This window comes from Zhongshania sp. R06B22 (assembly GCF_040892595.1).
Taxonomy (GTDB): Bacteria; Pseudomonadota; Gammaproteobacteria; order Pseudomonadales; family Spongiibacteraceae; genus Spongiibacter; species Spongiibacter arctica.
In genome coordinates, this window is sequence record NZ_JBFRYB010000001.1 from 914,755 (window position 1) to 938,618 (window position 23,864).

General features: G+C 48.8%; 17 protein-coding genes. 10 read left to right on the plus strand and 7 right to left on the minus strand.

All coding sequences use genetic code 11. The features are described 5' to 3' along the window. Nucleotides 1-223: 223 nt before the first annotated feature. The 4 genes from AB4875_RS04180 to AB4875_RS04195 all read left to right on the plus strand — a co-directional run bounded on the left by AB4875_RS04180 (nt 224) and on the right by AB4875_RS04195 (nt 5,584). Nucleotides 224-1,087, plus strand: a complete 864-nt coding sequence (locus tag AB4875_RS04180; protein WP_368374794.1) for a toll/interleukin-1 receptor domain-containing protein — start codon at nt 224-226, stop codon at nt 1,085-1,087. 122 nt (nt 1,088-1,209) lie between these two features. Then, entirely contained in the window at nt 1,210-4,011 is a 2,802-nt protein-coding gene (locus AB4875_RS04185) for a tetratricopeptide repeat protein (RefSeq protein ID WP_368374795.1), read from the plus strand. Nucleotides 4,012-4,095: 84 nt separating this feature from the next. Beyond that, the gene (locus AB4875_RS04190) at nt 4,096-4,362 is read left to right on the plus strand and encodes a hypothetical protein (RefSeq protein ID WP_368374796.1); all 267 of its coding nucleotides are present in this window, start codon (nt 4,096-4,098) and stop codon (nt 4,360-4,362) included. Between the two features lie 511 nt (nt 4,363-4,873). Continuing rightward, nucleotides 4,874-5,584: an ion transporter gene (locus tag AB4875_RS04195; protein ID WP_368374797.1), complete on the plus strand. Its 711-nt coding sequence runs from the start codon at nt 4,874-4,876 to the stop codon at nt 5,582-5,584. Nucleotides 5,585-5,996: 412 nt separating this feature from the next. Here the strand turns inward: AB4875_RS04195 and AB4875_RS04200 are convergent, their stop codons facing one another. The 6 genes from AB4875_RS04200 to AB4875_RS04225 all read right to left on the minus strand — a co-directional run bounded on the left by AB4875_RS04200 (nt 5,997) and on the right by AB4875_RS04225 (nt 15,497). Next, a complete protein-coding gene (locus AB4875_RS04200; protein ID WP_368374798.1) occupies nt 5,997-7,235 on the minus strand; it encodes a ribonucleotide-diphosphate reductase subunit beta in 1,239 nt (412 codons plus the stop codon). 101 nt (nt 7,236-7,336) lie between these two features. Then, nucleotides 7,337-10,231 (minus strand): ribonucleoside-diphosphate reductase subunit alpha, encoded by a 2,895-nt coding sequence (locus tag AB4875_RS04205; RefSeq protein ID WP_368374799.1) that lies wholly within the window; start codon nt 10,229-10,231, stop codon nt 7,337-7,339. A 411-nt stretch (nt 10,232-10,642) separates the two neighbouring features. Beyond that, complete coding sequence (locus AB4875_RS04210) at nt 10,643-11,704, minus strand: ABC transporter ATP-binding protein (protein ID WP_368374800.1); 1,062 nt, start codon at nt 11,702-11,704, stop codon at nt 10,643-10,645. A gap of 234 nt (nt 11,705-11,938) precedes the next feature. Then, a complete protein-coding gene (gene argF / locus AB4875_RS04215) occupies nt 11,939-12,853 on the minus strand; it encodes an ornithine carbamoyltransferase (protein WP_368374801.1) in 915 nt (304 codons plus the stop codon). A 27-nt stretch (nt 12,854-12,880) separates the two neighbouring features. Next, on the minus strand, nt 12,881-14,071 hold the full coding sequence (locus AB4875_RS04220) for an acetylornithine transaminase (RefSeq protein WP_368374802.1): 1,191 nt from the start codon (nt 14,069-14,071) through the stop codon (nt 12,881-12,883). A gap of 265 nt (nt 14,072-14,336) precedes the next feature. After that, complete coding sequence (locus tag AB4875_RS04225) at nt 14,337-15,497, minus strand: iron-containing alcohol dehydrogenase (RefSeq protein WP_368374803.1); 1,161 nt, start codon at nt 15,495-15,497, stop codon at nt 14,337-14,339. A gap of 232 nt (nt 15,498-15,729) precedes the next feature. Between AB4875_RS04225 and AB4875_RS04230 the strand changes: the two genes are divergently transcribed. The 6 genes from AB4875_RS04230 (at nt 15,730) to AB4875_RS04255 (ending at nt 23,034) form a co-directional block, all read left to right on the plus strand. Further along, a complete protein-coding gene (locus AB4875_RS04230) occupies nt 15,730-18,141 on the plus strand; it encodes a TonB-dependent receptor (protein WP_368374804.1) in 2,412 nt (803 codons plus the stop codon). A 154-nt stretch (nt 18,142-18,295) separates the two neighbouring features. After that, nucleotides 18,296-19,861 carry a hydantoinase B/oxoprolinase family protein gene (locus tag AB4875_RS04235; protein WP_368374805.1) on the plus strand — a complete coding sequence of 522 codons (1,566 nt, stop codon included), beginning with the start codon at nt 18,296-18,298 and terminating at the stop codon, nt 19,859-19,861. A gap of 113 nt (nt 19,862-19,974) precedes the next feature. Beyond that, nucleotides 19,975-20,307, plus strand: coding sequence for a Grx4 family monothiol glutaredoxin (grxD, locus tag AB4875_RS04240; RefSeq protein ID WP_368374806.1), 333 nt, complete (start codon nt 19,975-19,977; stop codon nt 20,305-20,307). 195 nt (nt 20,308-20,502) lie between these two features. Then, nucleotides 20,503-21,672 (plus strand): putative porin, encoded by a 1,170-nt coding sequence (locus AB4875_RS04245; RefSeq protein ID WP_368374807.1) that lies wholly within the window; start codon nt 20,503-20,505, stop codon nt 21,670-21,672. Nucleotides 21,673-21,750: 78 nt separating this feature from the next. After that, a complete protein-coding gene (locus AB4875_RS04250; protein WP_368377042.1) occupies nt 21,751-22,281 on the plus strand; it encodes an FMN-binding protein in 531 nt (176 codons plus the stop codon). 3 nt (nt 22,282-22,284) lie between these two features. Next, nucleotides 22,285-23,034, plus strand: a complete 750-nt coding sequence (locus AB4875_RS04255) for a PepSY domain-containing protein (protein WP_368374808.1) — start codon at nt 22,285-22,287, stop codon at nt 23,032-23,034. A 185-nt stretch (nt 23,035-23,219) separates the two neighbouring features. Here AB4875_RS04255 and AB4875_RS04260 read toward each other — a convergent pair whose 3' ends face one another. After that, entirely contained in the window at nt 23,220-23,831 is a 612-nt protein-coding gene (locus tag AB4875_RS04260; protein ID WP_368374809.1) for a TetR/AcrR family transcriptional regulator, read from the minus strand. Between the last annotated feature and the right edge of the window lie 33 nt (nt 23,832-23,864).

Consider the following 23,864-nt stretch of genomic DNA (forward strand, 5'->3'; position numbering starts at 1 on the left):
AAGTAATTGATTTTTATTGAGAAGTGATTATGCTCAGGGTAAAAGGATTTCACATCAAATGCAGGATGCACGCAAATGAAAAAATCATTTCAGACTTACTATCACCCTGATTCAAATAGAATTATCCTGCTTAATCACCGCAAAGCTTCGACTTGTCATGTACACGAGTTATAAAGCGCAACGCATTTGAATTTCCTGTTAGCACTACAAGGATATATCGCACATGTCGTCAGTTTTTCTAAGTCATAACTCCAAAGATAAGCCTTGGGTGAGGAATCTAGCGGAACGTTTAATTGCGGATGAAGTGATAGTTTGGCTTGATGAAGCAGAAATAAATATAGGGGATTCTTTAATCGAAAAAATATCAGCTGGAATCCACGATATGAGGTTCGTTGCAGCGATTATATCTAAGAACTCGGTCGAATCTAGCTGGGTACAAAAAGAAATAAGTATTGCTATGTCGAAAGAAATATCTGGGCGAGAAGTTACAGTGCTTCCTTTAGTTATTGATAATTGTGATCTGCCTACTTCTCTTTCAGATAAACTATATGCTGACTTTACCAATCCAAATGAATTTGAAATCTCTTATTCAAAACTATTAAGAGCATTAGGAGTTGAAGAAACGCCTAAAGCCATCAAGCAACAAAAATCTTCTCAACCCAAGCAAAGTAAACCTCAATCTTTACCAGGTGATGTTCCGCACGAACAAGAAATTAAAATTGTTGGTATTGTAAAAGAGAGAACTAAGCAAGATAGAGAATACTCTGGCTTGCAAGATTATTATTTACAACTATCCAAAACTCCATCAAGAGACTGGGTGCACTTTTTTGACCAGTCTAGAGGTTTTGCCCGCCACTCAATGTGGCGTAGAGCTTGGATTGAAGGCGATTGTATTGTCGTTAAATGTGCACTTGATGAGTTAAACCGTTATCATTTAAAAGATCTAAAGCACGATGTTGCAGAAGCAAATCGAGAGTTAGAAAAACATATAGACGAATACAATGCTAATTCTCGCATTCAAGCAGAGCTGGAAGAAGCTAAAAGAATTGAACGTGATAAGCATCTGGATGATTTAGATTTTAGCTAATGATACAAGCAGCGCTAACAAACATATCAAATCGACTCCAAAAAGCAGCCGCCTTTGCCGCAGGCGTTAGCACCTCGACGTATACGATACTCCGAGACCATCGAAAGTAGGGGAAGTAAAAATTGTTTGAGCATATCAAGAAGAGAATTATTAAAGGGCTCATTGAAGAAATAACCTGCTTAGACGCGACAGGAATAGAGCTGGTTGGTCATAATTATATTTCACAGCGCGAAAACCAACCTCTCATTCATCATGGTCTAAATAAGGATTACATGCCTTCCGGCTATACAGTAGATACATTTTCTGATGATTCTTCGATTGTCGGAGAATACAGTGCTGAGAAAGGCTACTTTGATTATTCGGGGACCAAAGAGGCCCCTGTTTATTCGAAAATCAACAAAGATATTGCTCATGCATTGGGGCATAAAGGCGAGTCAGACCCAGAAAAGATATACCTCATTAGTAATCAAGAAGAGAACCCATCTTTTCGTTCAAAGTTTAATTCTACACAGATTGGCCAAGAACACGCGGATCGTCTAATAATAATTGATGCAAGAGAGCTTGCAAAAGGTGTGTATGAGCAATCAATAACTAATCCGACTGTAGCCGATTTTTACAAACAATATTTTCCAGCATTTTCTCAAAATATGGATAACTATGAGTACTTTGGAAAATTGCCGAATTCTTGTGAAGGACATGTAAAAGCAGATGAGATAATTGGCGTCATTAGCAATCACTTCGAAAGCGGAAATGCTGTTTGCATACTTTATGGAGTTAGCGGATCAGGGAAGACTCAGTCCGCTATTGATTTCGTTAGACGAAATAATGGTGTTTTTCCAAATTACATATGGATTGGAGGTGAGGATTGGAATTCCGACTCCTCGCTGTGTTCTGTTCAAAGAAGTAGAGGTGGGGCACCGGTTAATGTAGCTGGATTATTTAATGCTGAGAAATCCATCCTTGTTATTGATAATTATACAGCAGGTCTTGAAGAAAGTAACTTCGAAGAACTTAGGGCTGGATTTGAAAAAGGAGGTGTCGTTCTAGTTACTTCGCAAATCTCAGTTCCGCAAAGTTCAGTATATCTATCTATTCCACAGCTTTCGATAGACAGCGCTTTTGCTCTACTAGGAGAAACCGCACAGTCAGCCTCTGACTTATGTAAGGAATTTATATCAAGATGCCGTTTCTCTCCACTAATTCTCTCAATGACCAAAAAGCTATGCCATGACCAAGGGATCGATAAAGAAATTATTTATAGAGAAATTCTAGATGATCCAGAATTAGTTGACGACTCTAGCGGCGCTTCAATTGTCAAAAAAATTCTAACTGGGCTGCCAGATAGCTCTCTTAGTGCATTAAAACAAATCGCTAATTCAGGTAAAAATTACCATGACATTGAGTTTTTGAGGCATTTCATAGGCGCCCTAAAATGTAATTCTCTTCAAAAACTATCCATTCTTGCGCCTGAGAACACAACCGGTGTGCTACGTCTTCATGACCTTATTTCAATTGCTGCTCAGGATGGCGTCGATAGCTCGTCTATTATTGCATCGATTGAAGATTACATATCATTGAAGTCCGGAGATATGACACCAAGTGTGCTTCGACAGATACATTTGTGTTCCGATATTATTTACGATGAGCATTTACGGCGTGGTGGCTCTAGGGATATTGACTGGCTCCATTACTCATTGCTGCAGCTAGAAGGGGATAAAAAAATTGCGCTTCATGAAGAGCTGTTTGATATCGATTTCAACAAGAGTGATAGCTTACCAAAGATTAAGAGTGTAATTGATGCGAAGGAAATCCACTCGTATACGATTACTGATAACAACGCGAGGAAAGACTACTATGCCGTCTGTGCCAACAGGTATAACGAGCTCTTAAAGGATGGTGTACCGGAAGATATTCAACTAGAGCTTCTTCATCATGCGGGTAAATCTCTTAGGCGTTCAGGGAAGTATGCGGAAGCCCTAGAGTCATTCAATCAATTACTAGAGCTAAAACCTAGTTGGCATGCAACTTATGGGCAAATCGCTCATTTAGGAACTCAAAATGGAGTCGATAGAGATGTAAAAGACGCTGGCGAACAAGCTATGCGAGTACTTTTGGGCTTTATACAAGATGAATTATTTTCAGTCCCCCTTCGAGTTTCATTAGCTGCTCTTGCCAGATTAAGATCGTATAAAGAGATTGTTCGAGAAATCAATGATCAGCAAGAACTAGTCAAAAAACTGGCTGATGTGATATCTATATCTGCTTTAGAAGGACTGGATCAATTTTATGAGGCATTCGTCTCTTTTACATCAATGTTCGGATACAAGCATAGCCGTACATGCGTTAGTATCGCAGAATCAATACCAGAATTGATAGCTATCCCGCCGAATCAAGTCGAGAACAAGCAATGGGTAAGTGCATGCGAAGCCCTAACTAATTCATCAGTAGCAGCAGGTCGCGAATCTAACGAAAGACTTGCCAAACTTTTAATTGATTCGGCTTTATCATTTGCAAACGAGATTAGTGATAGCAAACATCTTCGCTCATATGATGCTAGATGTGTCGCAAAGACATATAACATTGGGCATCAGCCAAATAAAGCTTTAATAGCAATCACAAAAGTTCCAGACGAAGATGTAAACCATTGGCTGTTATATGAGAAATCCAAAGCATACTTAGAGTTGGGGAAAGGCCACTACGAAGAAGCATTGGCTAGCGCTAAAGAGTGTTTTGAATCAGCAAGAAAAGATCAAAACGCGCAAGCGAGAATCTCTATCTATCACGATCTGCTTAGCCGTTGCTATATGCAGCTCGATGATCATGATAATTCAATTAGAGAGCTTCGTGAAGCAATCGAAAATTGCTCTAATGAAACATATAGGGCAGAGTTGGAGGTTAAGCTTGCGGATATAACCCAGTGCTAACAAGGCGCTTCTGTCGGACAAATTTTCCGCTACACTCAAAATTTGCCGCAGAGCGCGGCGTTAGTTGCCCACGGATATTGAGTAATGGATGAAAAATTAGAATTAATTATCAGCTACCTTAACAAAGTGAAAACACGTTGTACTTACGGTGTTGTAGCAGAAATAATTGGCACCAACTCGCAGTCTGTTGGCAAGCATCTCGGTGAGCGTCGCCCAGAAGTCTCCTGGGTAGTTAATGCCAGCACAGGAGACCCAACAGGTTACTCAGGCTCAGAAAAGCACCCAGAACTGTACCGCACTGATCGTATTATCGAGTCGGCAGACGTGTTACGGAGAAATATCGGTGTATAAGGCAACTAACAATGCGCGGCAGTACGCCCCTTCGGGGCCGGACGCGCAAACAACCGCGCGCCGCTGCGCTTTGGGTTAAAGTCGTAGATAAGCATACGACTTTCATCAAAATACGTATTTTTGACCGTCTGCTTATTACCCAGGCTGTGTGAAAACGCCTACGACCAAATTAATCACGCAGCGCTACGTAAAATGTGTATTTGATTGGTTAGAAAACTTGGTCAGATTTTGATGTAAGACACATATTCACATCAGTTCTTGTCTAAATTATGAATTGAAAATAGTTTTCACACAGTCTGTACCAGAGCAGGACATGCGGCAGAGAAGGTTGCTAGAGCAAAGGTTCTGCGTCAGGTGGGCACCGTTGAATTTATAATCATCAACCTAACGATTAGCGATATAGGCAATCAGTAATCGCAGGTTCCTTGCTTCAATAAAATGGAGTAAAAGTCTCCTTGAGAGTTCGGGGCGAAGATTTTACATATATTCTGAAATAATACATACACGATTAATGCATAGAGGCAATATTGTGCGTGACCTACGGGCGCTAATAAGACCAATTATCGAATCGCGAGAGACACCTGCTGGTCGGGTGTTCGATTGGGTAATTCAATCAATGATTTTAGTATCGGTGGTGAGCTATACCATTGAGACGATGCCTGAGCGTTCAGAGGCATTTTATGCCGTGCTAAGAAGTATTGAAATATCACTGGTGGCGATATTTACGTGCGAATATTTTGTACGTTTATGGGTTGAAAAACGCCCGTGGAAATTCATCTTTAGCTTCTACGGATTGGTAGACCTGATCTCAATTTTGCCATTCTATTTGACTATGGGTGGGGATCTGCGGGCGCTACGTGCAATTAGGATGTTAAAGATTTTGCGTTACAGCCGCGCAATGAACCGTTTTCGTCTGGCTTTTATAGAAATCCGAGCTGAATTGGCGGTTTTTGGACTAGCGTCCTTGCTGGTTATTTACCTTGCAGCCGTTGGAATCTATATCTTTGAAAACCCAGCGCAGCCTGAAATATTTCGATCTGTGTTCGACGGAATCTGGTGGGCCGTAGCGACGCTGACTACGGTTGGATACGGGGATGTATACCCAATAACGACAGGTGGAAAGACTTTTACATTTCTCGTGCTAGCCGTAGGGCTAGGTGTTGTGGCAGTGCCGTCTGCCCTACTGGCGTCTTCGCTTTCACGCGTACGGGATAAAGACTGATTGGTTAAGGCCGGATAGCGAGCAAAGAGAACACTTAGATTGATGGCAATTCTATGATTGTGAGTGGTAAACATTAAGCATTCCTATACCCCATCCGCTTATTACCAATTGTAGCCCTTCATTCGATAGCTAAGCATTAGCCACAAACGCATCAAATACCAAGTTCTTAATGCCGTCAATTGAAGAGCGCCTCTTTTTTTTGCCTTTGCTATACCGGTGAGGTTATCGGCAGATAGCCGCACGGCCTTTCCAATTTGTGGGGTTGTCTAGGTCTTGGTAATCGGGCGGGGTTTTATTAACTCGTTGAAATTTATAATAAAAAAGCCGCGATATGCGGCTTTTTTATTAATTAAGAATATTTTCTCTAGTGATAGAATATTCTCTCTAGCGTTACTTCGGGGGATCACTTACATCACCAGCTCAACGCCCCACCAGTTTGATATTCAATAACCCGCGTTTCAAAAAAGTTTTTCTCTTTGCGCAAGTCCATGATTTCGCTCATCCATGGGAATGGGTTTTGCGAGCCGGGGAATTGTTCTTTTAGGCCGAGCTGGCACAGACGACGGTTGGCGATGAACTGGAGGTATTCTTCCATCATGCCAGCGTTCATGCCGAGTACACCGCGTGGCATTGAGTCGCGTGCGTATTCGATTTCTAGCTGCATGCCTTCAAGGATCATTTGGGTTACTTCGCCTTGGAATTTTTCGCTCCAGAGGTGTGGGTTTTCCAGTTTGATCTGGTTGATCATGTCGATGCCGAAGTTCAGGTGCATAGACTCGTCACGGAGTATGTACTGGAACTGTTCAGCGATGCCGGTCATTTTGTTGCGACGGCCCATAGACAGTATTTGGGTGAAGCCGCAGTAGAAGAAGATGCCTTCGGTGACGGCGTAGAAGCCGATCAGGTTACGCAGCAGTTCTTGGTCTGTTTCTGGGGTGCCGGTGTGGAAGTTCGGGTCGCCCAGGGCTTTGGTGTGCTGCAGGCTCCACGCCGCTTTTTTGGCGATAGAGGGAAGCTCGCGGTACATATTGAAGACTTCGGCCTCGTCCATGCCCAGTGACTCTACGCAATACTGGTAGGCGTGGGTGTGGATGGCTTCTTCAAAGGCTTGGCGTAGCAGATACTGGCGGCACTCTGGGTTGGTGATATGACGATAGACTGCCAATACCAGGTTGTTGGCGACGAGTGAGTCGGCGGTTGAGAAGTAACCTAGCGACCGCATGATGATACGGCGTTCATCGTCGGTCAGGCCTTCTGGGTTTTTCCAGCAGGCGATGTCGGCGGTCATATTTACTTCTTGAGGCATCCAGTGGTTGGCGCAGCCGTCGAGATATTTCTGCCAAGCCCAGTCGTATTTAAACGGCACTAACTGGTTTAGATCGAGATGGCAGTTGATGATGCGCTTGTCTTCTACGCGTAAGCGCGCGGCGCCCATTTCTAGTTCTTCTAAGCCGGCTGCAAGGTCTAGTTTGGCGATGGCAGCATTGGCTTTGTCGAGCACAGACTGGTCTGCAGCGCTGAGTACTTCTTCGCTGTTCATGGTGTTCAGCGCCGCGCTAACAACGGGCTCTGCTACTTTTGGTTCTTGGGGTTTTGCAGCCGGCGTGGTCGCGGGTGCTTCGTCTTTATCGAATTCGTCCCAACTTAGCATTTTATAACCTCGGTATTCTTGGTGTATGTCAGCGCTAATGTATGAGCGCTGTTTATCTTGCTGGCGCCCTTACTCTTTATAGAGGGGGCGCCGACTTTGCCTTATTGGCAGGCTTCGCAATCTGGCTCGTCCAGTGAACAGGCCTTTGGTAGTGGCGCTGCTTCTGGTTGAGCGGCAGACGCGGTGGCCGCTGCTTTGGGTGCCGCCTGCGACGATACCTTGTTCATTGAGCCTTGAGAAACCGTTGATTTCTCAGTGGAGCTGGCGGCCAATGCGCGGAGGTAGTAGGTGGTTTTTAGGCCACGGTACCATGCCATGCGGTAGGTGATGTCGAGCTTTTTGCCCGAAGCGCCAGCTATGTATAGGTTCAATGATTGGGCTTGATCCAACCACTTTTGGCGACGGCTTGCGGCGTCGACTAACCAGCGCGGTTCTACTTCAAACGCGGTGGCGTACAGTGCTTTAAGGTCGTCTGGAATACGGTCGATTTTGCTGACCGAGCCTTCGTAGTATTTCAGGTCGTTAACCATAACCGCGTCCCAAAGACCGCGTGCTTTCAGGTCTCTGAGGAGGTAGGGGTTAACTACAGTGAACTCGCCCGACAGATTCGATTTCACGTACAGGTTCTGATACGTGGGTTCGATAGACTGTGACACGCCAGTGATATTGGCGATGGTGGCGGTGGGCGCGATTGCCATGACGTTAGAGTTACGCATGCCCTGCGCTTTAACAACGGCGCGCAGGCTGTTCCAGTCTAGCGTCTGGCTTTGGTCTACTTCAATGTAGTCGGCACCGCGCTGGTCGATAAGCAGCTGCACAGAGTCGATGGGCAGAATGCCACGGCTCCACAGCGAACCTTCGTAGCTCTGGTAAGAGCCGCGTTCCACTGCCAAGTCGCTTGACGATTTAATGGCGTAGTAGCTGATGGCTTCCATTGAGCGGTCGGCAAATTCCACGGCTTCGTCAGACGAATAGGGAATGTGCTGCTTGTATAGTGCGTCTTGGAAACCCATCAAACCCAAACCGACAGGACGGTGTTTGAAATTGGAGTTTTTGGCTTGTGGCACGCTGTAATAGTTAATGTCGATAACGTTGTCTAGCATACGCACAGCAGTGGTAACGGTTTTTTCTAGCTTGGCTAAATCTAAGCCATTGTCACCGATATGCTGGGCAAGGTTTACCGAGCCTAGGTTGCAGACCGCGATTTCATCTTTGCTGGTGTTCAGGGTGATTTCTGTACACAGGTTTGATGAGTGAACGACGCCAACGTGTTGCTGTGGGCTGCGCAGGTTGCATGGGTCTTTAAAGGTGATCCATGGGTGGCCTGTTTCAAACAGCATAGACAGAATTTTGCGCCACAGGTCGGCCGCTTTTACGCGCTTGAATAATTTTAGCTCGCCGCTGCGGGTCATCGCTTCGTATTCTTCAAAGCGTGTTTCAAAGGCTTTGCCGTACAGGTCATGCAGATCTGGTACGTTATTGGGTGAGAACAACGTCCACTCGCCGTCTTGGAAAACCCGCTTCATGAACAAGTCAGGAATCCAGTTGGCAGTGTTCATGTCGTGGGTACGACGACGGTCATCACCGGTGTTTTTGCGCAACTCGAGGAATTCTTCAACGTCGATGTGCCAGCTTTCTAAATAAGCACACACCGCGCCTTTGCGTTTGCCGCCTTGGTTTACGGCAACAGCGGTGTCGTTAACCACTTTCAGGAAGGGTACAACACCTTGTGATTTACCGTTGGTGCCCTTGATGTAAGCACCTAGGCCGCGCACTGGCGTCCAGTCATTACCCAAGCCGCCGGCGAATTTAGACAGCATGGCATTGTCTTGAATAGCGCCGTAAATGCCGTGCAGATCGTCTGGCACAGTAGTGAGGTAGCAAGACGATAGCTGCGGGCGCAGGGTTCCGGCATTGAACAGCGTCGGCGTAGAGCTCATATAGTCGAACGAGCTAAGCAGGTCGTAGAACTCGATAGCGCGGGCATTGCGATCTTCTTCGTTCATTGCCAAACCCATAGCAACGCGCATAAAGAAGATTTGCGGCAATTCAATGCGTACTTCATTGCTGTGAATAAAGTAGCGGTCATACAAAGTTTGCAGGCCCAGATAATGGAACTGCATGTCGCGCTCTGGCTTGATGGCGGCGCCCAATGCAGCCACGTCGTATTCAGATTCTAGGCGTGGGTCTAGCAGCTCTAGCTCAGCGCCTTTGCGCAAATAAATAGGCAGCGCTTGGGGATAGTAAATGGTCATGTCGTGCTGGGTTGCGCTTTTGGCAACACCTAAAAAGTTCAGCGATTCAGCACGTAATTTGTCTAGCAGCAGGCGGGCAGTAACTAGGCTGTAGTTGTGTTCTTTTTCAACCATGGCGCGGGCGGTGATGACCAGCGAGGTGTTGACCTCGTCTTCTGGTACGCCGTTGTACAGGCTTTTTAGGGCTTCTTCTTGAACCGCGGCAGCCGAAACATCTTTCAGGCCTTCGCAGGCTTCTTGAACGATGAATTCTAGGCGACCCAGATCGAGCGGAGATTCGCTGCCATCAGCGTGCTTAACGCGAATGCTGGGGTGAACTTTTTCGCCAACAGGAGCCAGCTGGCTGCGTTCTTCAGCGCGGGCCGCGCGATACAAAACATAGCCGCGGGCGATTTTGTGTTCGCCGCTGCGCATTAGCGCCAGCTCGACTTGGTCTTGAATGTCTTCAATGTGCATTGTGCCGCCAGAGGGCATGCGGCGCTTGAACGTGGCGCTGACCTGATCGGTCAGTTTGGCAACGGTTTCATGAATGCGGGTAGAGGCGGCGGCATTGCCACCTTCTACTGCTAAAAAGGCCTTGGTGATAGCGACACTGATTTTGTCGTCGGTGTAAGCCACTACCGAACCGTTGCGCTTAATAACGCGCAATTGACCTGGTGCGGTGGCTTTTAATTCAGTGTCGTTACTGTTTTGTGGGGGTATGCCTGTGGCATTGGTGCTGCTGTCTTGTTGGGTTTGCATGATATCTCCGGGCCCTTGCTGATGTCCTTTAAACTGCGCTGCGGCAATCTTTTTACGTAGCCTCTTTTTTATCACCCGATGGTGGGTAGAGGTTTGATTATGAGCTGTAATAACTTTGAAACAGGGTTTCAGTGTGGATTGGTCGTCCATTGTTATTTTGTCTGGCCAAAACCCTATATATGGGGTTTAGCTAAAGCTGGCATACAAGATAATGCGGTTTGACTAAGTTCGCAAGCACTAGATGCTGTGTGTTTTCTGTGGATAAAGTGTCGATAAGTGGTGTGTAAAAGGGGTGTAAGCTGGCAGGCGCCCGCGAGGCGTGGGTTTCAGCAAGATTGGGGATTGCTAAAGAGCCAGCGCTGATCGGTAGACGGATTGTGAATAAAAACGGTTTTTTTATACTCGAAAAAATCAGGCGCTACCCTGTAGTAATTCTTCGCGGCTGAAGGCAATGAGGTGGTCGGCTTCGGTGTTGATTTGTACGGTTTCATTTATGGCGTAATTGCGGTGACTTGGCAGTAGTGCTTCTACTCGACTGCCAGTGGGCAGGCTTAGTGTATAGAGGGTGGCGCTGCCGGAGAATACCTTTTCTACGACGGTGGCGGTAATGCCGCCAAAATCACTGAGCACAATATCGTCGGGGCGCAGCAGGATCTCAACCGGGGTGCCGGGTGGCCAGTGATAGGCGCGGTTTCCCATTAGAGTGCCAAACTCGGTGGTGACGGTGTTGGCTTCGCTGCCTATGACTCCGGGTAAAAAGCAGCCTTCGCCGATAAAGTCGGCAACGGTGCGATTACTGGGTTCGTGATAGAGATTAAAGGGGATGTCCCACTGTTGAAGCTTGCCGCCATGGAGCAGCCCAATTTGGTCGCTAAAGGCGAAGGCTTCCTGTTGATCGTGGGTCACCAAGATGGCGCTGATACGCAGTTCTTTGAGTATGTCGCGCACTTCAAGACTGAGGCGCTTGCGCAGCTCGGTATCTAAATTTGAAAAGGGTTCATCTAATAGCAGTAAGTCTGGGCTGGGGGCTAGGGCCCTTGCCAGTGCCACGCGCTGTTGTTGGCCGCCAGATAATTCGTGGGGATAGCGGTGGGCAATGCCTTCAAGTCGCACCAGTTCCAGCAAGCGTTTTACGGCGCTGTTTTGCTCGCGTTCATTTTGTTTGCGCAGGCCAAAGCGGATATTGTCCTTAACGCTAAGATGGGGGAATAAGGCGTAGTCTTGAAACACCATGCCGATATTGCGCTGTTCGGGGCCGACTAATTTACCGGGCTGGCTCAGGCAGTGATCGCGCAAAATAACTTTGCCGTGGGTAAGTGGCTGAAAGCCGGCTATGGCCCTAAGAATAGTGGTTTTACCGCAGCCGCTGGGGCCGAGTAAGCTACAAATGTCGCCATCATTGACGTGAAAGCTCACCTTATCGACGACGATATCGCTTTGATACTGGCATTGAATTTCTTGAACTTGCAGCAATGTAAGGGCCTTGATAGTGAGGTCGGTGGTGATGGCTAGCCGATATCTTAAGCGATGTTGCTATGGCCGTGCATGCTAAAGCTTATCATTTCTATTCGCAAAATGGCGGGATTTTCTTGTGCGCAGCCAGCAGCGTTTGTGGCAGTGGGCTAGCTTTGATGCGGATTAGCTTTAGTAATGGAGTCGACAAACCATCCAGAGAATGAGGTCAGGTGGTTTGCCGCGAGCGCAGGCTTAGGCTGCCGCGTGATTAAGCAAGAATTCGAGCAGGGCTTTTTGAGCGTGCAGGCGATTCTCGGCTTCATCCCAAATAACGGTATTGGGGTCGTCCATCAAGTCCGCACTGATTTCCTCGCCGCGCTTGGCTGGCAGGCAGTGCATATACAGCGCGCCGGGGTTGGCTAAATCTACAAGTGTGCGGTTTAGCTGGTAGCCAGAGAGTTTGCGGCGGCGCTCGGCTTTTTCTTCTTCTTGGCCCATAGAGGCCCACACGTCTGTCACCAGAAGGTCTGAGTTGCGAGCGGCATCTACAGGGTCGCGCACTATTTCAACATGGTCTCCGGCAGCGGCGACTAGGTCGGCGCGGGGCTCAAAGCCCTCTGGGCAGGCGACCATTAATTTAAAGTCGAGCATCATGGCTGCTTTAATATAGGACTGGCACATATTATTGCCGTCGCCAATCCAGGCCACTTGTTTACCCTTCATGCTACCGCGATGTTCAACAAAGGTCTGAATGTCGGCCAGTAGCTGGCAGGGGTGGTAGTCGTCGGTCAGGGCATTGATAACTGGCACGCTAGAGTTAGCGGCAAAGCGTTCAATAATCTCGTGCTTAAAGGTGCGAATCATGACGATATCGCACATCGATGAAATAACCTTGCCGCTGTCTTCGATGGGCTCGCCGCGACCGAGTTGGGTGTCGCGTGGCGATAAGAAAATCGCGTGGCCACCCAAATGTGCCATACCGGCTTCAAAGGAAATGCGAGTACGGGTAGAGGCCTTTTCAAACACCATGCCTAAAACGTAATTAGGAAACTGAACGCTGGTTTTGCGGGCTTTATGCTCTTTTTTGAGTTCGATGGCGCGCTGAATTAGCTGCTCCAGTTCGGCTGGACTCAAATCCGTGAGGGTTAAAAAATGTCTTAAGGCCATTCGGCTACCTATACTGCTGAACCGGCATCACGCCGCGCTGCCCTGCTCTGCCCACGCTAAAATAAGCGGGCAAAGAATAGAGAGCAATTCATCAATTTCCTGTTGGTTAATAATTAGTGGTGGTAGTAAGCGTACCACCCGCTCTGACGTTACGTTGATCAGTAGACCTTTCTCCAGCGCTTGACCAACAAGTGCGGCGCAGGGGGTAGTTAACTCGATACCAACCATAAAGCCTTGGCCGCGGACTTCTTTTACGTGCGGCGCGTTGGCGAGCTGTTTCTTAAGGCCGGCCATTAAATAGCGGCCGTTTTCGGCAATCTGTTCAATCATATTGTTGCTGGTCAAGGTATTGACCACTGCGAGCCCTGCGGCGCAAACCAGAGGGTTGCCGCCAAACGTGGAGCCGTGATTGCCAGGCTGAAATAACGACGCGGCCTTACCGTGGGCGAGGCAGGCGCCAATTGGGACGCCGTTGCCTAGACCTTTTGCCGTTACTACCACGTCGGGCATGATGCCGGCGTGTTGATAAGCAAAATATTTGCCGGTACGGCCATTGCCGGTTTGTACTTCGTCTAGCATTAGCAGCCAGTCGTATTTGTCACACAGTGCCCGAAGCTGGGAAAGATATTCTGGTGGCAGGGTGTGAATGCCGCCTTCGCCTTGAATAGGTTCAATTAAAACGGCAGCAACGCTAGTGTTGTTGCGGGCGATAGTTTCCAGCGCCTCAATATCGCCAAACGGCGCGCGGATAAAGCCCCGCACTAGGGGTTCAAAGCCCACTTGAATTTTACGGTTGCTAGATGCGGTTAGCGTTGCCAGAGTCCGGCCGTGAAAGGCTTGCTCCATCACCACAACATGGGGAATTTCAATATTTCGATTATGACCATGCTTACGAGCGAGCTTGATAGCTGCTTCGTTGGCCTCGGCACCAGAGTTTGCGAAAAACACATTGTCCATGCCGCTGGCGGCGCATAGGGCTTCCGCCAATTGCTGTTGTTTTTCCACAGAGTATAAATTGGACGTGTGCAAAAGCTGGCCGGCCTGCGTTTGAATTGCTTCGGTGACGGCGGGATGCGAGTGACCTAAAGCATTGACGCCAATGCCACTAATACTATCTAGGTAGCGTTTACCTTCGGTATCGAACAGGCGTACACCTTCGCCCCGGACAAAAGTGACCGGTAGGCGTCCATAGGTGTTCATTAAAGCCGGTTGAGCCATCAATAGATCTCCGTGCGCTGCAATATCACTAAAGTGCGATAACAACGCAAAAAAAACAGTACAAAGGATTTAAAACGCAAAAAGGCAGCTAGAGCTGCCCAGTCAGACCCTCAATAATATAAGGAACGCCACCCGAATTCTAGGCCTTGGGGTGGGAAAAGCGCCTATCGCGATAATTTCTGTTCCAAAGGTTTAGCACGCTGTTTGGCCTCAGCGAGTAAACGACTGAGGTCATAGGGACATTAATAACAGCTGGGGCGACAACTTAGCCGCCCCAAACTGTTTCATAAAGTGCGGCTATTTGCTCGGCATTTGGAATAAGTGGGTTGTTTGCTGGTGAGCCGGAGCCTAGTGCTTGCTGCGCCATAGTGGGTATGGCCTGCTGCCACTGGGCTTTGCTAATACCGAAACTGGCGGGGGTGGGCACCTGCAAATCACTGCACAGTTGGCGCAGCGCGATGATCAGTTTTTGGTTTGCCAGCTCGTCGCTATCGCTGTTGCTGGCAAATTGCATGGTGCGGGCGCAGCTAGCATAGCGTGACGGCGCGCCGCTAATTGACCACGCGGTAATATCGGGCAGCAGCATGGCGTTGCTCATACCGTGCGGCACATGAAACAGCGCGCCAATGGGGCGACTCATGCCGTGAATGAGAGTGACTGATGCATTTGAGAACGCAATGCCGCCCTGAGTTGCGGCCAGCATCATGGCCTCTCTCGCTTCGCGATTGTCGGGTTCTTGGCATGCGGTGCGCAAATGTTTGGCGATGGCTGCCATGGATGCCAGCGCGATGGTGTCGGTGAAGGGGTTGGCGCGACGGCTCACATAGGCTTCTAGTGCATGGCAGAGACTATCAATACCGGTGTCGGCGGTTAGCCTGAGTGGCATGGTCATGGTGAGCTCAAAATCTACTAATGCTGCGACCGGCATGAGGCCAAGACCCATACACAGCATTTTCTCCTGGGTTTCTGTGTCGGTGATCACCGCCGCGCGGGTGGCTTCTGAGCCGGTGCCGGCTGTGGTGGGGATGGCAATAATAGGAAGGCCATCATCCAAGGTTTGCGGCACTTTATAGCAGCGTATTGGCTGGTCGCGGTTAGCCATGGCGGCGATGGTTTTGGCTGTATCTATGGAGCTGCCACCACCTAGGGCGACGACGCAGTCGTGTTCTCCCTGTTTCAATACCGCCAATCCCGCCGCAATAGCGTCTGTTGTCGGGTCGGGCACCACATCGGTAAATCGATTGTGAGTGAAGCCTTTTTCATTGAGCTGGGCCTCTAAGTTGTCTAGCCAGCCCAGGCTCACAATAAAGTCATCACTGACCAACAGAGGGTCTTTCAGACCGAGTTCATCTAGCACCTCGGGCAGCTGGCGGCTTACGCCAGCGCCAATACGCAGTATTCGAGGTAGGTTGATGTTGGCTGACATAGTCGAATTCTCTTTTTAATTAGCAGGATAGTTAAGCCTGAGTCGCTGCAAAATACAAATCGGACCTTAATTGCTGAAAAACATATGCATTAATACGGTGCATTACGTGGTTGATCTGCTATACAGGAGTGGCACTATTTCGGAACGCTGCGTGGTTTTGGCTTGTGATGTCGGCGTTCAGTCTGTGTGATTCAACATATATAAGAAGAAAAATAAAAACAGGGAGCAGGCAATGATAAATAAACCCAGGTTCAAACGTACTTTCCTCGGGATTTCGGTGGCGATGAGTTTTGCTGTTAGTGCGCCACTTAGCCAAGCAGAGTCTAGCCGTGTTATTGAAGAGGTGCTGGTTACCGCGCGTAAACAGTCTGAGACCTTGCAAAATGTGCCGTTCTCTATTGCGGCAATGACCGAGGATAAGTTGCAGCGAAGTGGCGCAACCGATATCGAGTCCATGGCCGCGAATGTGGCGGGCATTACTATTCAAAATCTTGGTCCGGGTCAGAGTCAGGTCGCTATTCGCGGCATTTCTGCAGGGCAAATTGTTCGTGACCAGCCAGGTGTAAAAGAGCAGGTTGGTGTTTATATGGATGAGTCAGTGATTTCGATGTCGCTGTTCACGCCAGACTTGGATTTTTATGATGTTAACCGGGTGGAAGTCTTGCGCGGCCCCCAGGGAACCTTGTTTGGTTCGGGCTCACTTGCCGGCACGGTTCGCTATATCACCAATCAGCCGGATGTGATGGCAATGAGCGGTTCAGTTCAGCTCGGTGGCGAAACCGTGGACGGGGGAAGTGAAGGCGGCAATGTGAAAGGCCATTGGAATGTCCCTTTAAGTGAGACTTTGGCGCTTAGAGTTGTCGGCTACCATCAGCAGTATGCGGGTTATATCGATGCCCATCAGCCCAATGGCAGCGTAAAAGACGATGTCAACGATGGGAGTCGGGAGGGCCTGCGTTTAGCGCTTAGTTTTCAACCCAGTGATGCGCTCACCATTACGCCTAAATTGGTCTATCAGTCCATTGAGATGAACGGCTTTAATCGCGAAGACGATTACAATCTGCTTGGCAACCCCTACACCACCAGTCGCACGCCACTGACTATTGGCGACTACGAGCAGTTTACCCAGCTGGAAGAAAAGTTTGAGGACGACTTTTTACTGCTGGATTTAACAATAAATTATGATTTGAATGAGAATTTATTGCTCACCTCAGTCAGCTCTTACACCGACCGCGATGTGCTGGTAGTGCGCGATGCCTCGTCGCTCAATGCCAGTGTTCTCGGCGGCTCGTTTGGCGAATCAGCGGCGGTATACGAATTAGATGCGCCATTGGTTGACGCGACCGAGGCTGAAGTGATGACCCAAGAGCTGCGCTTGAGTGGCTCGCAGGATAGCTTGCAGTGGGTCGCCGGTGTTTTTTATAGTGACGTTGAACGTCACTATGGCCAGTCACTACCGGTGAGTGGCTACGATGCTACTACCCGCACCGCCGCACCTGATTCTCAGGATCCCGGCGTAACAGCGGGTCGCAATGCGGTTGATGAATTGTATTATTCAGATATCCCCTATCAGCTTGAGCAGGTCGCGGTGTTTGGTGAGCTTTCCTATGACTTAAGTGAAAAAACCATGTTGGTGGTAGGTGCACGGTTCTTTGATTATGAGGAGACTCGGGTCTTAAGCTTTGATGGTCTTTATGCCGACAGCGTGTTGGACAAAAAGTCCAAAGTGTCTTCCGATGGGGTCTCGCCTAGGGTGATGTTGCGCTATGACGTTAGCGATGATGTGATGCTGAATGCCCAGGTCTCGAAGGGGTTTCGCCTTGGCGGGATTAACGACCCCGTGAACGCGACGCTTTGCACGCCGGCCGACGCGGCGACCTTCGGGGGCCGAGATGCCTTTGAAGATGAGACCCTGACAAACTATGAAGTGGGCAGCAAGCTGACCTTATTGGGTGGTAGTGCCACCTTGAATACGTCGTTATTTTATAGCGATATTAAGGATTTGCAGGCAACCGTCAATGCCGGTAGTTGCTCGTCACGCCTGATTTATAATGTGCCCAAGGCTCACAGTACCGGTATCGAGCTGGAGCTCTTGTCGCGACCCACCACGAATCTTGAGTTCAGTGTGTCGGCGAGCTACGTTAATACCGAGCTGGATTCAACGGTGACCTCAACCAATGGCGCTAATGTCACCACTGTCGTTGGCGGGATTCGCGAAGGCAATGAATTACCAACCGCGCCGGGCTTTGAGTTGGCGATATCTGCAAGCTATTACTTCCCCGTCACAGAGACATGGGAGGGTTATGCAAATGCCACCTACCAAAATATTGCTAAGCGCTATACCCAAATTGGCGATCAAGAAAATGGCGGCAAAGATAGTGTTGCGCTGCATGATGGTGCCAATATTGGTGGTCCTCTAACCCAGTCTAATTATGACTACGATCGCTCTTTAGAGGGTTATCAAATTGTCAATCTTCGCCTTGGTATGAAGAATGACAGCTGGGATACCGGGATATTTGTTCGGAATGCGGGAAATGAGCGCGCCGAGCTGTCCCTAGATACCGAGCGTGGTGGTCAGGCCAGAGTGAGTCATTATGTTAATCAGCCGCGGACAATTGGTTTTAATGCGCGCTATAGCTTCTAAGTAAGCACCGTAGTGACAAAATGGCCCTGCGGGGCCATTCTTGTTTTTGCATGATGGCTTTGGTGCTTGGTATCAGCGGGGATATTAGCGATACTTTCGGCTTTTACGCCCACACATATACTTACGCCCACACATATACTCAGGCACACGTTCCATGGCTGCATCTTCATCCTCATCAGCACTCCAGCTTGACCCGGTTAAGCTAGGTCTATTTGTTAGCCGGCTGGAGTCGGTGTGTGAAGAGATGGGCGCAGTCCTGCAACGTGCGGCGTTCTCACCAAATATAAAAGACCGCTTGGATTTCTCCTGTGCCATTTTTGATGCCCGTGGTGATCTGTGCGCGCAGGCGGCGCATATCCCTGTGCACCTTGGCAGTATGGCCTATGCGATGGCAGACATCGTCAGCGCCTGCGAGTGGCATGCGGGTGATATGGTCGTGGTTAATGACCCCTTTCTTGGTGGCACGCATTTGCCCGATGTTACGGTGATTGCTCCCGTCTTTGGCGAAGAGGACGACTTGCTGGCGTTTGTCGTAAACCGCGCCCACCACGCCGACATTGGCTCATCCACACCGGGTTCCATGCCCTTGTCTCAACATCTTGATGAAGAGGGTGTGGTTATTCCGCCAAGCTACTTGGTGCGTAATGGTGTCTTAGATTATGGGCTTTTGAATAGCTGGTTTGGCGAAGGTCAACACGGTGACTTTATTGCACAGGTCAGTGCCAATCGCAGTGGCTTATTGCGATTGACTGAGGTGATTTCGACGCTGCCGCTGGACTTTGGCGTCGCGGTAAATCAAGTTCAGGATTACGCCGAGGGCATTGCTCGGCGGCGTTTGGCAGAGCTGCCCCATGGCCGGTATCACTTTACTGATTACATGGATGACGATGGCTTTGGCAATTGTCATCTGCCAATCGTCGTTAGTATTGAGTTGGGAGCACTCGGTGTTGTCGTCGATTTTAGCGGCACCTCGGCGCAGGTCGTCGGCAATATTAACTGCCCACTATCAGTGGCGGCCGCTGCGGTGTATTACGTGTTTCGCTGTTTGATGCCCGATGAAGTGCCAGTGTGTATGGGCTTGTTTCGGCCCATAACATTATCAGCCCCTGAAGGCTGCTTAGTGAATGCGCAGCGCCCGGCCGCAGTGGCGGCGGGAAATGTGGAAACCTCAATGCGAATTACTGATGCAGTGCTGGGCGCTTTGGCGCAGGCGGTTCCTGATCTTATTCCAGCCGCTAGTCAGGGCAGTATGAATAATGTTGCGATGGGCGGCGTGGTGAACCCCTTGGGCGGGCGCGAGGTCTGGAATTACTATGAGACAATCGCAGGCGGAATGGGCGCACACGCCGACGGCCAGGGCCTGACGGCGGTACAAAGCCATATGACCAACACCCTAAATACCCCGATAGAAAGTTTGGAAATGCACTACCCGCTAAGGGTGCGGCGCTATGCTGTGCGTGCTCACTCAGGGGGTGGCGGTCGGCATCGCGGCGGCGACGGGGTAGTGCGCGAATTTGAGTTTTTGGCACCCACCCAATTCACCTTGCTGACTGAGCGCCGCTCGCTGGCGCCCTGGGGTCTTGCCGGTGGCGATGACGCTGAGCCGGGTCGAAATCTCTTTAATGGCGAGCGCCTGCCAGCCAAGGTCAGTATGCGCGCCAATAGCGGCGATGTTTTGACCATTGAAACACCCGGTGGCGGCGGCTGGGGAAAGGTTTAACAATAGGCGGGCATTACTTTTGCAACCGATATTGCTAGAATGGCGGCAACATTCTCCGGATAAGCGCTACTCTAATCAGGCCTTATCGTCGTTTTCAGACCAGCAGGTGATCCATGGACACTATCGAAGCAATCAAACAGCAAATTTCATCTAACCCCATTATCCTTTATATGAAAGGTTCTCCTAGCCAACCGCAGTGTGGTTTTTCTGCGCGCACATCCCAGGCCCTAATGGAATGTGGTGAGCGTTTTGCGTTTGTTGACGTTTTGGCTAATCCGGACATTCGCGCAAAAATGCCAGAATTCGCTAATTGGCCAACGTTTCCACAGTTGTGGGTTGCCGGCGAGTTAGTGGGCGGCTGCGATATTATTTGTGAGATGCATGAAAGTGGCGAGCTAAAAACATTGGTGCAAGAGACCTCTGCAGCGCAAGCAGCCGCTGAATAATATAAGTCTTCGTTTTTAAAAAGCCCGGTGGTGTTGCCACTGGGTTTTTTTTGCGCCGCTTAATCTAAATAAGAATGCTTTTCATTTAGCTTCGTGTTTGGTAGGATTCCGTCCGCTGTGCGTAATGAGGTGTATGGCTGAAAAAAACAAAATAAGTGGTTTTTAAAATCACAATGTCGAGTTGGAGAAGTAAACATGAAGAAAACCGCATTAGCATTGGCCATATGTGGGTTGCCGTTGGTCGTGAATGCAGCGTCAGCGCCAAGCCAAGAAGAAATGTGGCAGATTATTCAGCAGCAGCAAAAAGAGATTGAGCGTTTAAAGGCAGATCAAAAAGTTGCAGATAGCAAAATTAACGCCACCGCGGATGCTGTTGAAAAAACAGCGACTGTTGCCAGCTGGGCTAGCCGCACCACGATTGGCGGTTATGGTGAGCACCATTTCAATCACTTCAAGAATAAAGACGACCAAGTGGATGCACACCGTTTTGTGATCTATGTTGGCCATCAATTTAGCGACACCGTGCGTTTTTTCTCCGAAGTAGAGATTGAACACGGTTTCGTTGAAGACACCAGCGATGGCAGTGGCCCGGGCGAGCTTGAAATTGAGCAAGCCTACATCGCGTGGGACTTTACTCAAGGTCAGACCTTAACCATGGGTCAATTTTTGATCCCGGTCGGTATCATTAATGAAACCCATGAGCCTGATACCTTTTACGGCGTAGAGCGCAATAATGTAGAAAGCGCCATTATCCCTGCAACATGGTGGGAAACGGGCGCAATGCTGAGTGGCGAAATTTTGCCGGGCTTTAATTACAACCTTGCGGTACATAGCGGTTTAGCAATTGATCCTACTGGTAATGGCGCTGTGCGCGGCGGTCGCCAAAAGTCCGCTAAAGCAACAGCGGAAGATTTCGCCTATACCGGTCGTTTGGTTTACAACGCGATTTCTGGTCTTGAATTGGGCGCCACCTATCAATATCAAGCTGATGTGACACAGGGTGCCGCAGAGGGCGAAGCGACGTTTTATGAATTGCATGCGCGCTATCAAATTGCGAATTTGACCTTGACGGCCTTAACCGCTGAATGGGATATCGATGGTGCCACGTTTGCTGCCAATGGTAGTGATAAGCAAGAAGGCAGCTACATTGAGGCGTCTTACAAAATTACGCCAAAGCTCGGTGTGTTTGTTCGTCAAAGCCAATGGGACAACCTTGCAAGCAGCGCAGCCGATACTGAAATCGAACAGTTTGATGCCGGTATCAATTATTGGTTAACGCCCACGGTGGTTGTTAAGGCCGACTTTGCCGATCAAGTGAATGCTAAAGGCGATGCGGTTAATCTAGGCTTAGGTTGGAGCTTTTAATAAGTGGCTTCTTGCTGCATTAAACCAGGTCACCGCAGGTATAAGCCTGTGGTGATCTTGGTGTTTCTAGTGTCTGTTATGCTCCCAAATCTTGTGTTTGCTGGTAGCGGAAGCAGTGACGTGGCAGGGCAGTATCTTACGGTCGAAGAATTTTTGCAGCTGTCATTTGAGGGTCGTGCGGAACCAAGTCCGACGGTTTATTGGTTGCCGGCTGATGTAAAAGCGCGCATCAAATTGCTAAATGGTCGAGACTTTCCCCTGCTGCGTGTGCGTTATTGGTCTGTTAACGATGATACCGCCTGGATATTGGAAGAAATTGGTAAGGAGATGCCAATTACCATTGGCGTAGTGATTGATGGCCAATCCATGGCTGTTAAGCGCGTAGAAATTTTAGCCTTCAGAGAAAGTCGGGGGTGGGAGGTTCGCCATCCCTTTTTTACACGTCAATTTGATAATGTCGCTTTAAATAAAGATGACCGTCTTAGTGGCCACATCGATGGAATTACCGGTGCAACCTTGTCTGTGCGCGCTGTAAAGCATGTGGCACAAGTTGCACTTATCTTAGCAAGTGCGGTACAACGTGCGGCTGACATTGCTGCTTCGGAATAAGTTGTGAGCCCATTTCGCTATTTTAGAATGTTGTTACTGAGGTGGCATCGCCGTCTTGGCGTTGTGCTTTTGGTATTCATTGTGATGCTGGTCGTGACTGGTATTGCGATAAATCACAGCGCATCGTGGGGATTAGATAAATCCTTTGTGCAACAAACGTGGCTGTTAAATTACTACGGTATTTCCGAACCAGAGCTTCGCAGTTATCGCGATCAAAATGATTGGCTGGCTCAATCTGGCGCAAGTTTGTACTTAAACGAAAATCCAATTGGTTCTTGCGATGGGCTGCTGTTAGGCGCAGTTAAGCAAGGTGAAGACTGGCTGGTTTTGTGCGAAGGCCGACTTCAAGTATTTAATCTTCACGGCGCCCGCCTTGATGATATTAGTGAATCTTTAGGTCTGCCGCCGGCGGTAAGCGCGATAGCGGCGAACAATAACAATATATACCTGCGAACAAGCACGGCGACTATTCAGTTTGATCCCGCCCTTTTAACATTTACGTCGCTCGAAAATCCAATGCCGGAGGCTAAGTGGGCAGCCCAGCTCGCGCCGCCGCAGACATTGCGCGAGGTCTGGTTGAGCGCACATCGCGGCAACGGCGTGAACTGGGAACGGGTTTTATTAGATTTGCACAGTGGCAGATTGTTTGGTCCTGTCGGCGTGATCCTAACTGATATTGCAGCGGTATTATTGCTGTTGCTAGCGCTGAGCGGTGTCTGGGTGTGGGTGAGTAAGCCAGGTCGCTGGCGATAATTGACCGCGGGTGTCGTGAACCTGGATTTTTTAGTCAATGGTTTACGACTAGCCCCGTGCTCTGATGCCCCTTAAATAGTTGGTGCTGTTACGATGGAACAAAATCTATAGGGATGAAAGAGTTCTTCGGAGGGCTCTAAGACTTAATAAACTTGTATTGGAAAAAATTTCACCTATTTCTAAATCTACGGCGCTTCATAGTTGGAGCCAAATACGGTTGCTAATGCTGACTCGACCAGCATATCAGTGATTGCTGCATGATCAATTCCTGGTTTTTTAATGATCTGCATTCTCAGAGTTACAGCCAATATTGAGGTAAACACCACGAATACCGCTGATGGTAAATTAGTATTGGGGAGTTCGGAGTGGTGTTGTAAAGCATAGTTTCGAAATACATCAGTAAAATGACCTTCAATTTTTTCTGCGGCAACGCTGAGTCGTCGTTCAGCGTCTGAGCTTAGCAAGGCGCGTATAAGAAGTGGCTGTGAGCCAACGTAAAAAATAATGCTGGAGATGAGTACGCGGCTAAAGTCTCTAAATCCGCTGAGTATTTCACTGCCGGCCACCAAATCAAGTTGTTCTTTGATTTCTTCGGCTAATGTTAGTGAGACCGCGTCTAATAGTTGTTCTTTATTCTCGAAATACTGGTACATAGTGCCGACACTCACGCCGGTGCGATTGGCTACGGCCGATGTATTGAAGCCCTCAAGGCCATTCTCATTTAAGTGCTCGCGGGCCGCTTGCACGATATCTCTAACAATAAGTCTCGAGCGCTGTTGTTTTGGTTGGCGGCGCATAAATGTGAATGCTCCCTGCTGATAGTTGAATTA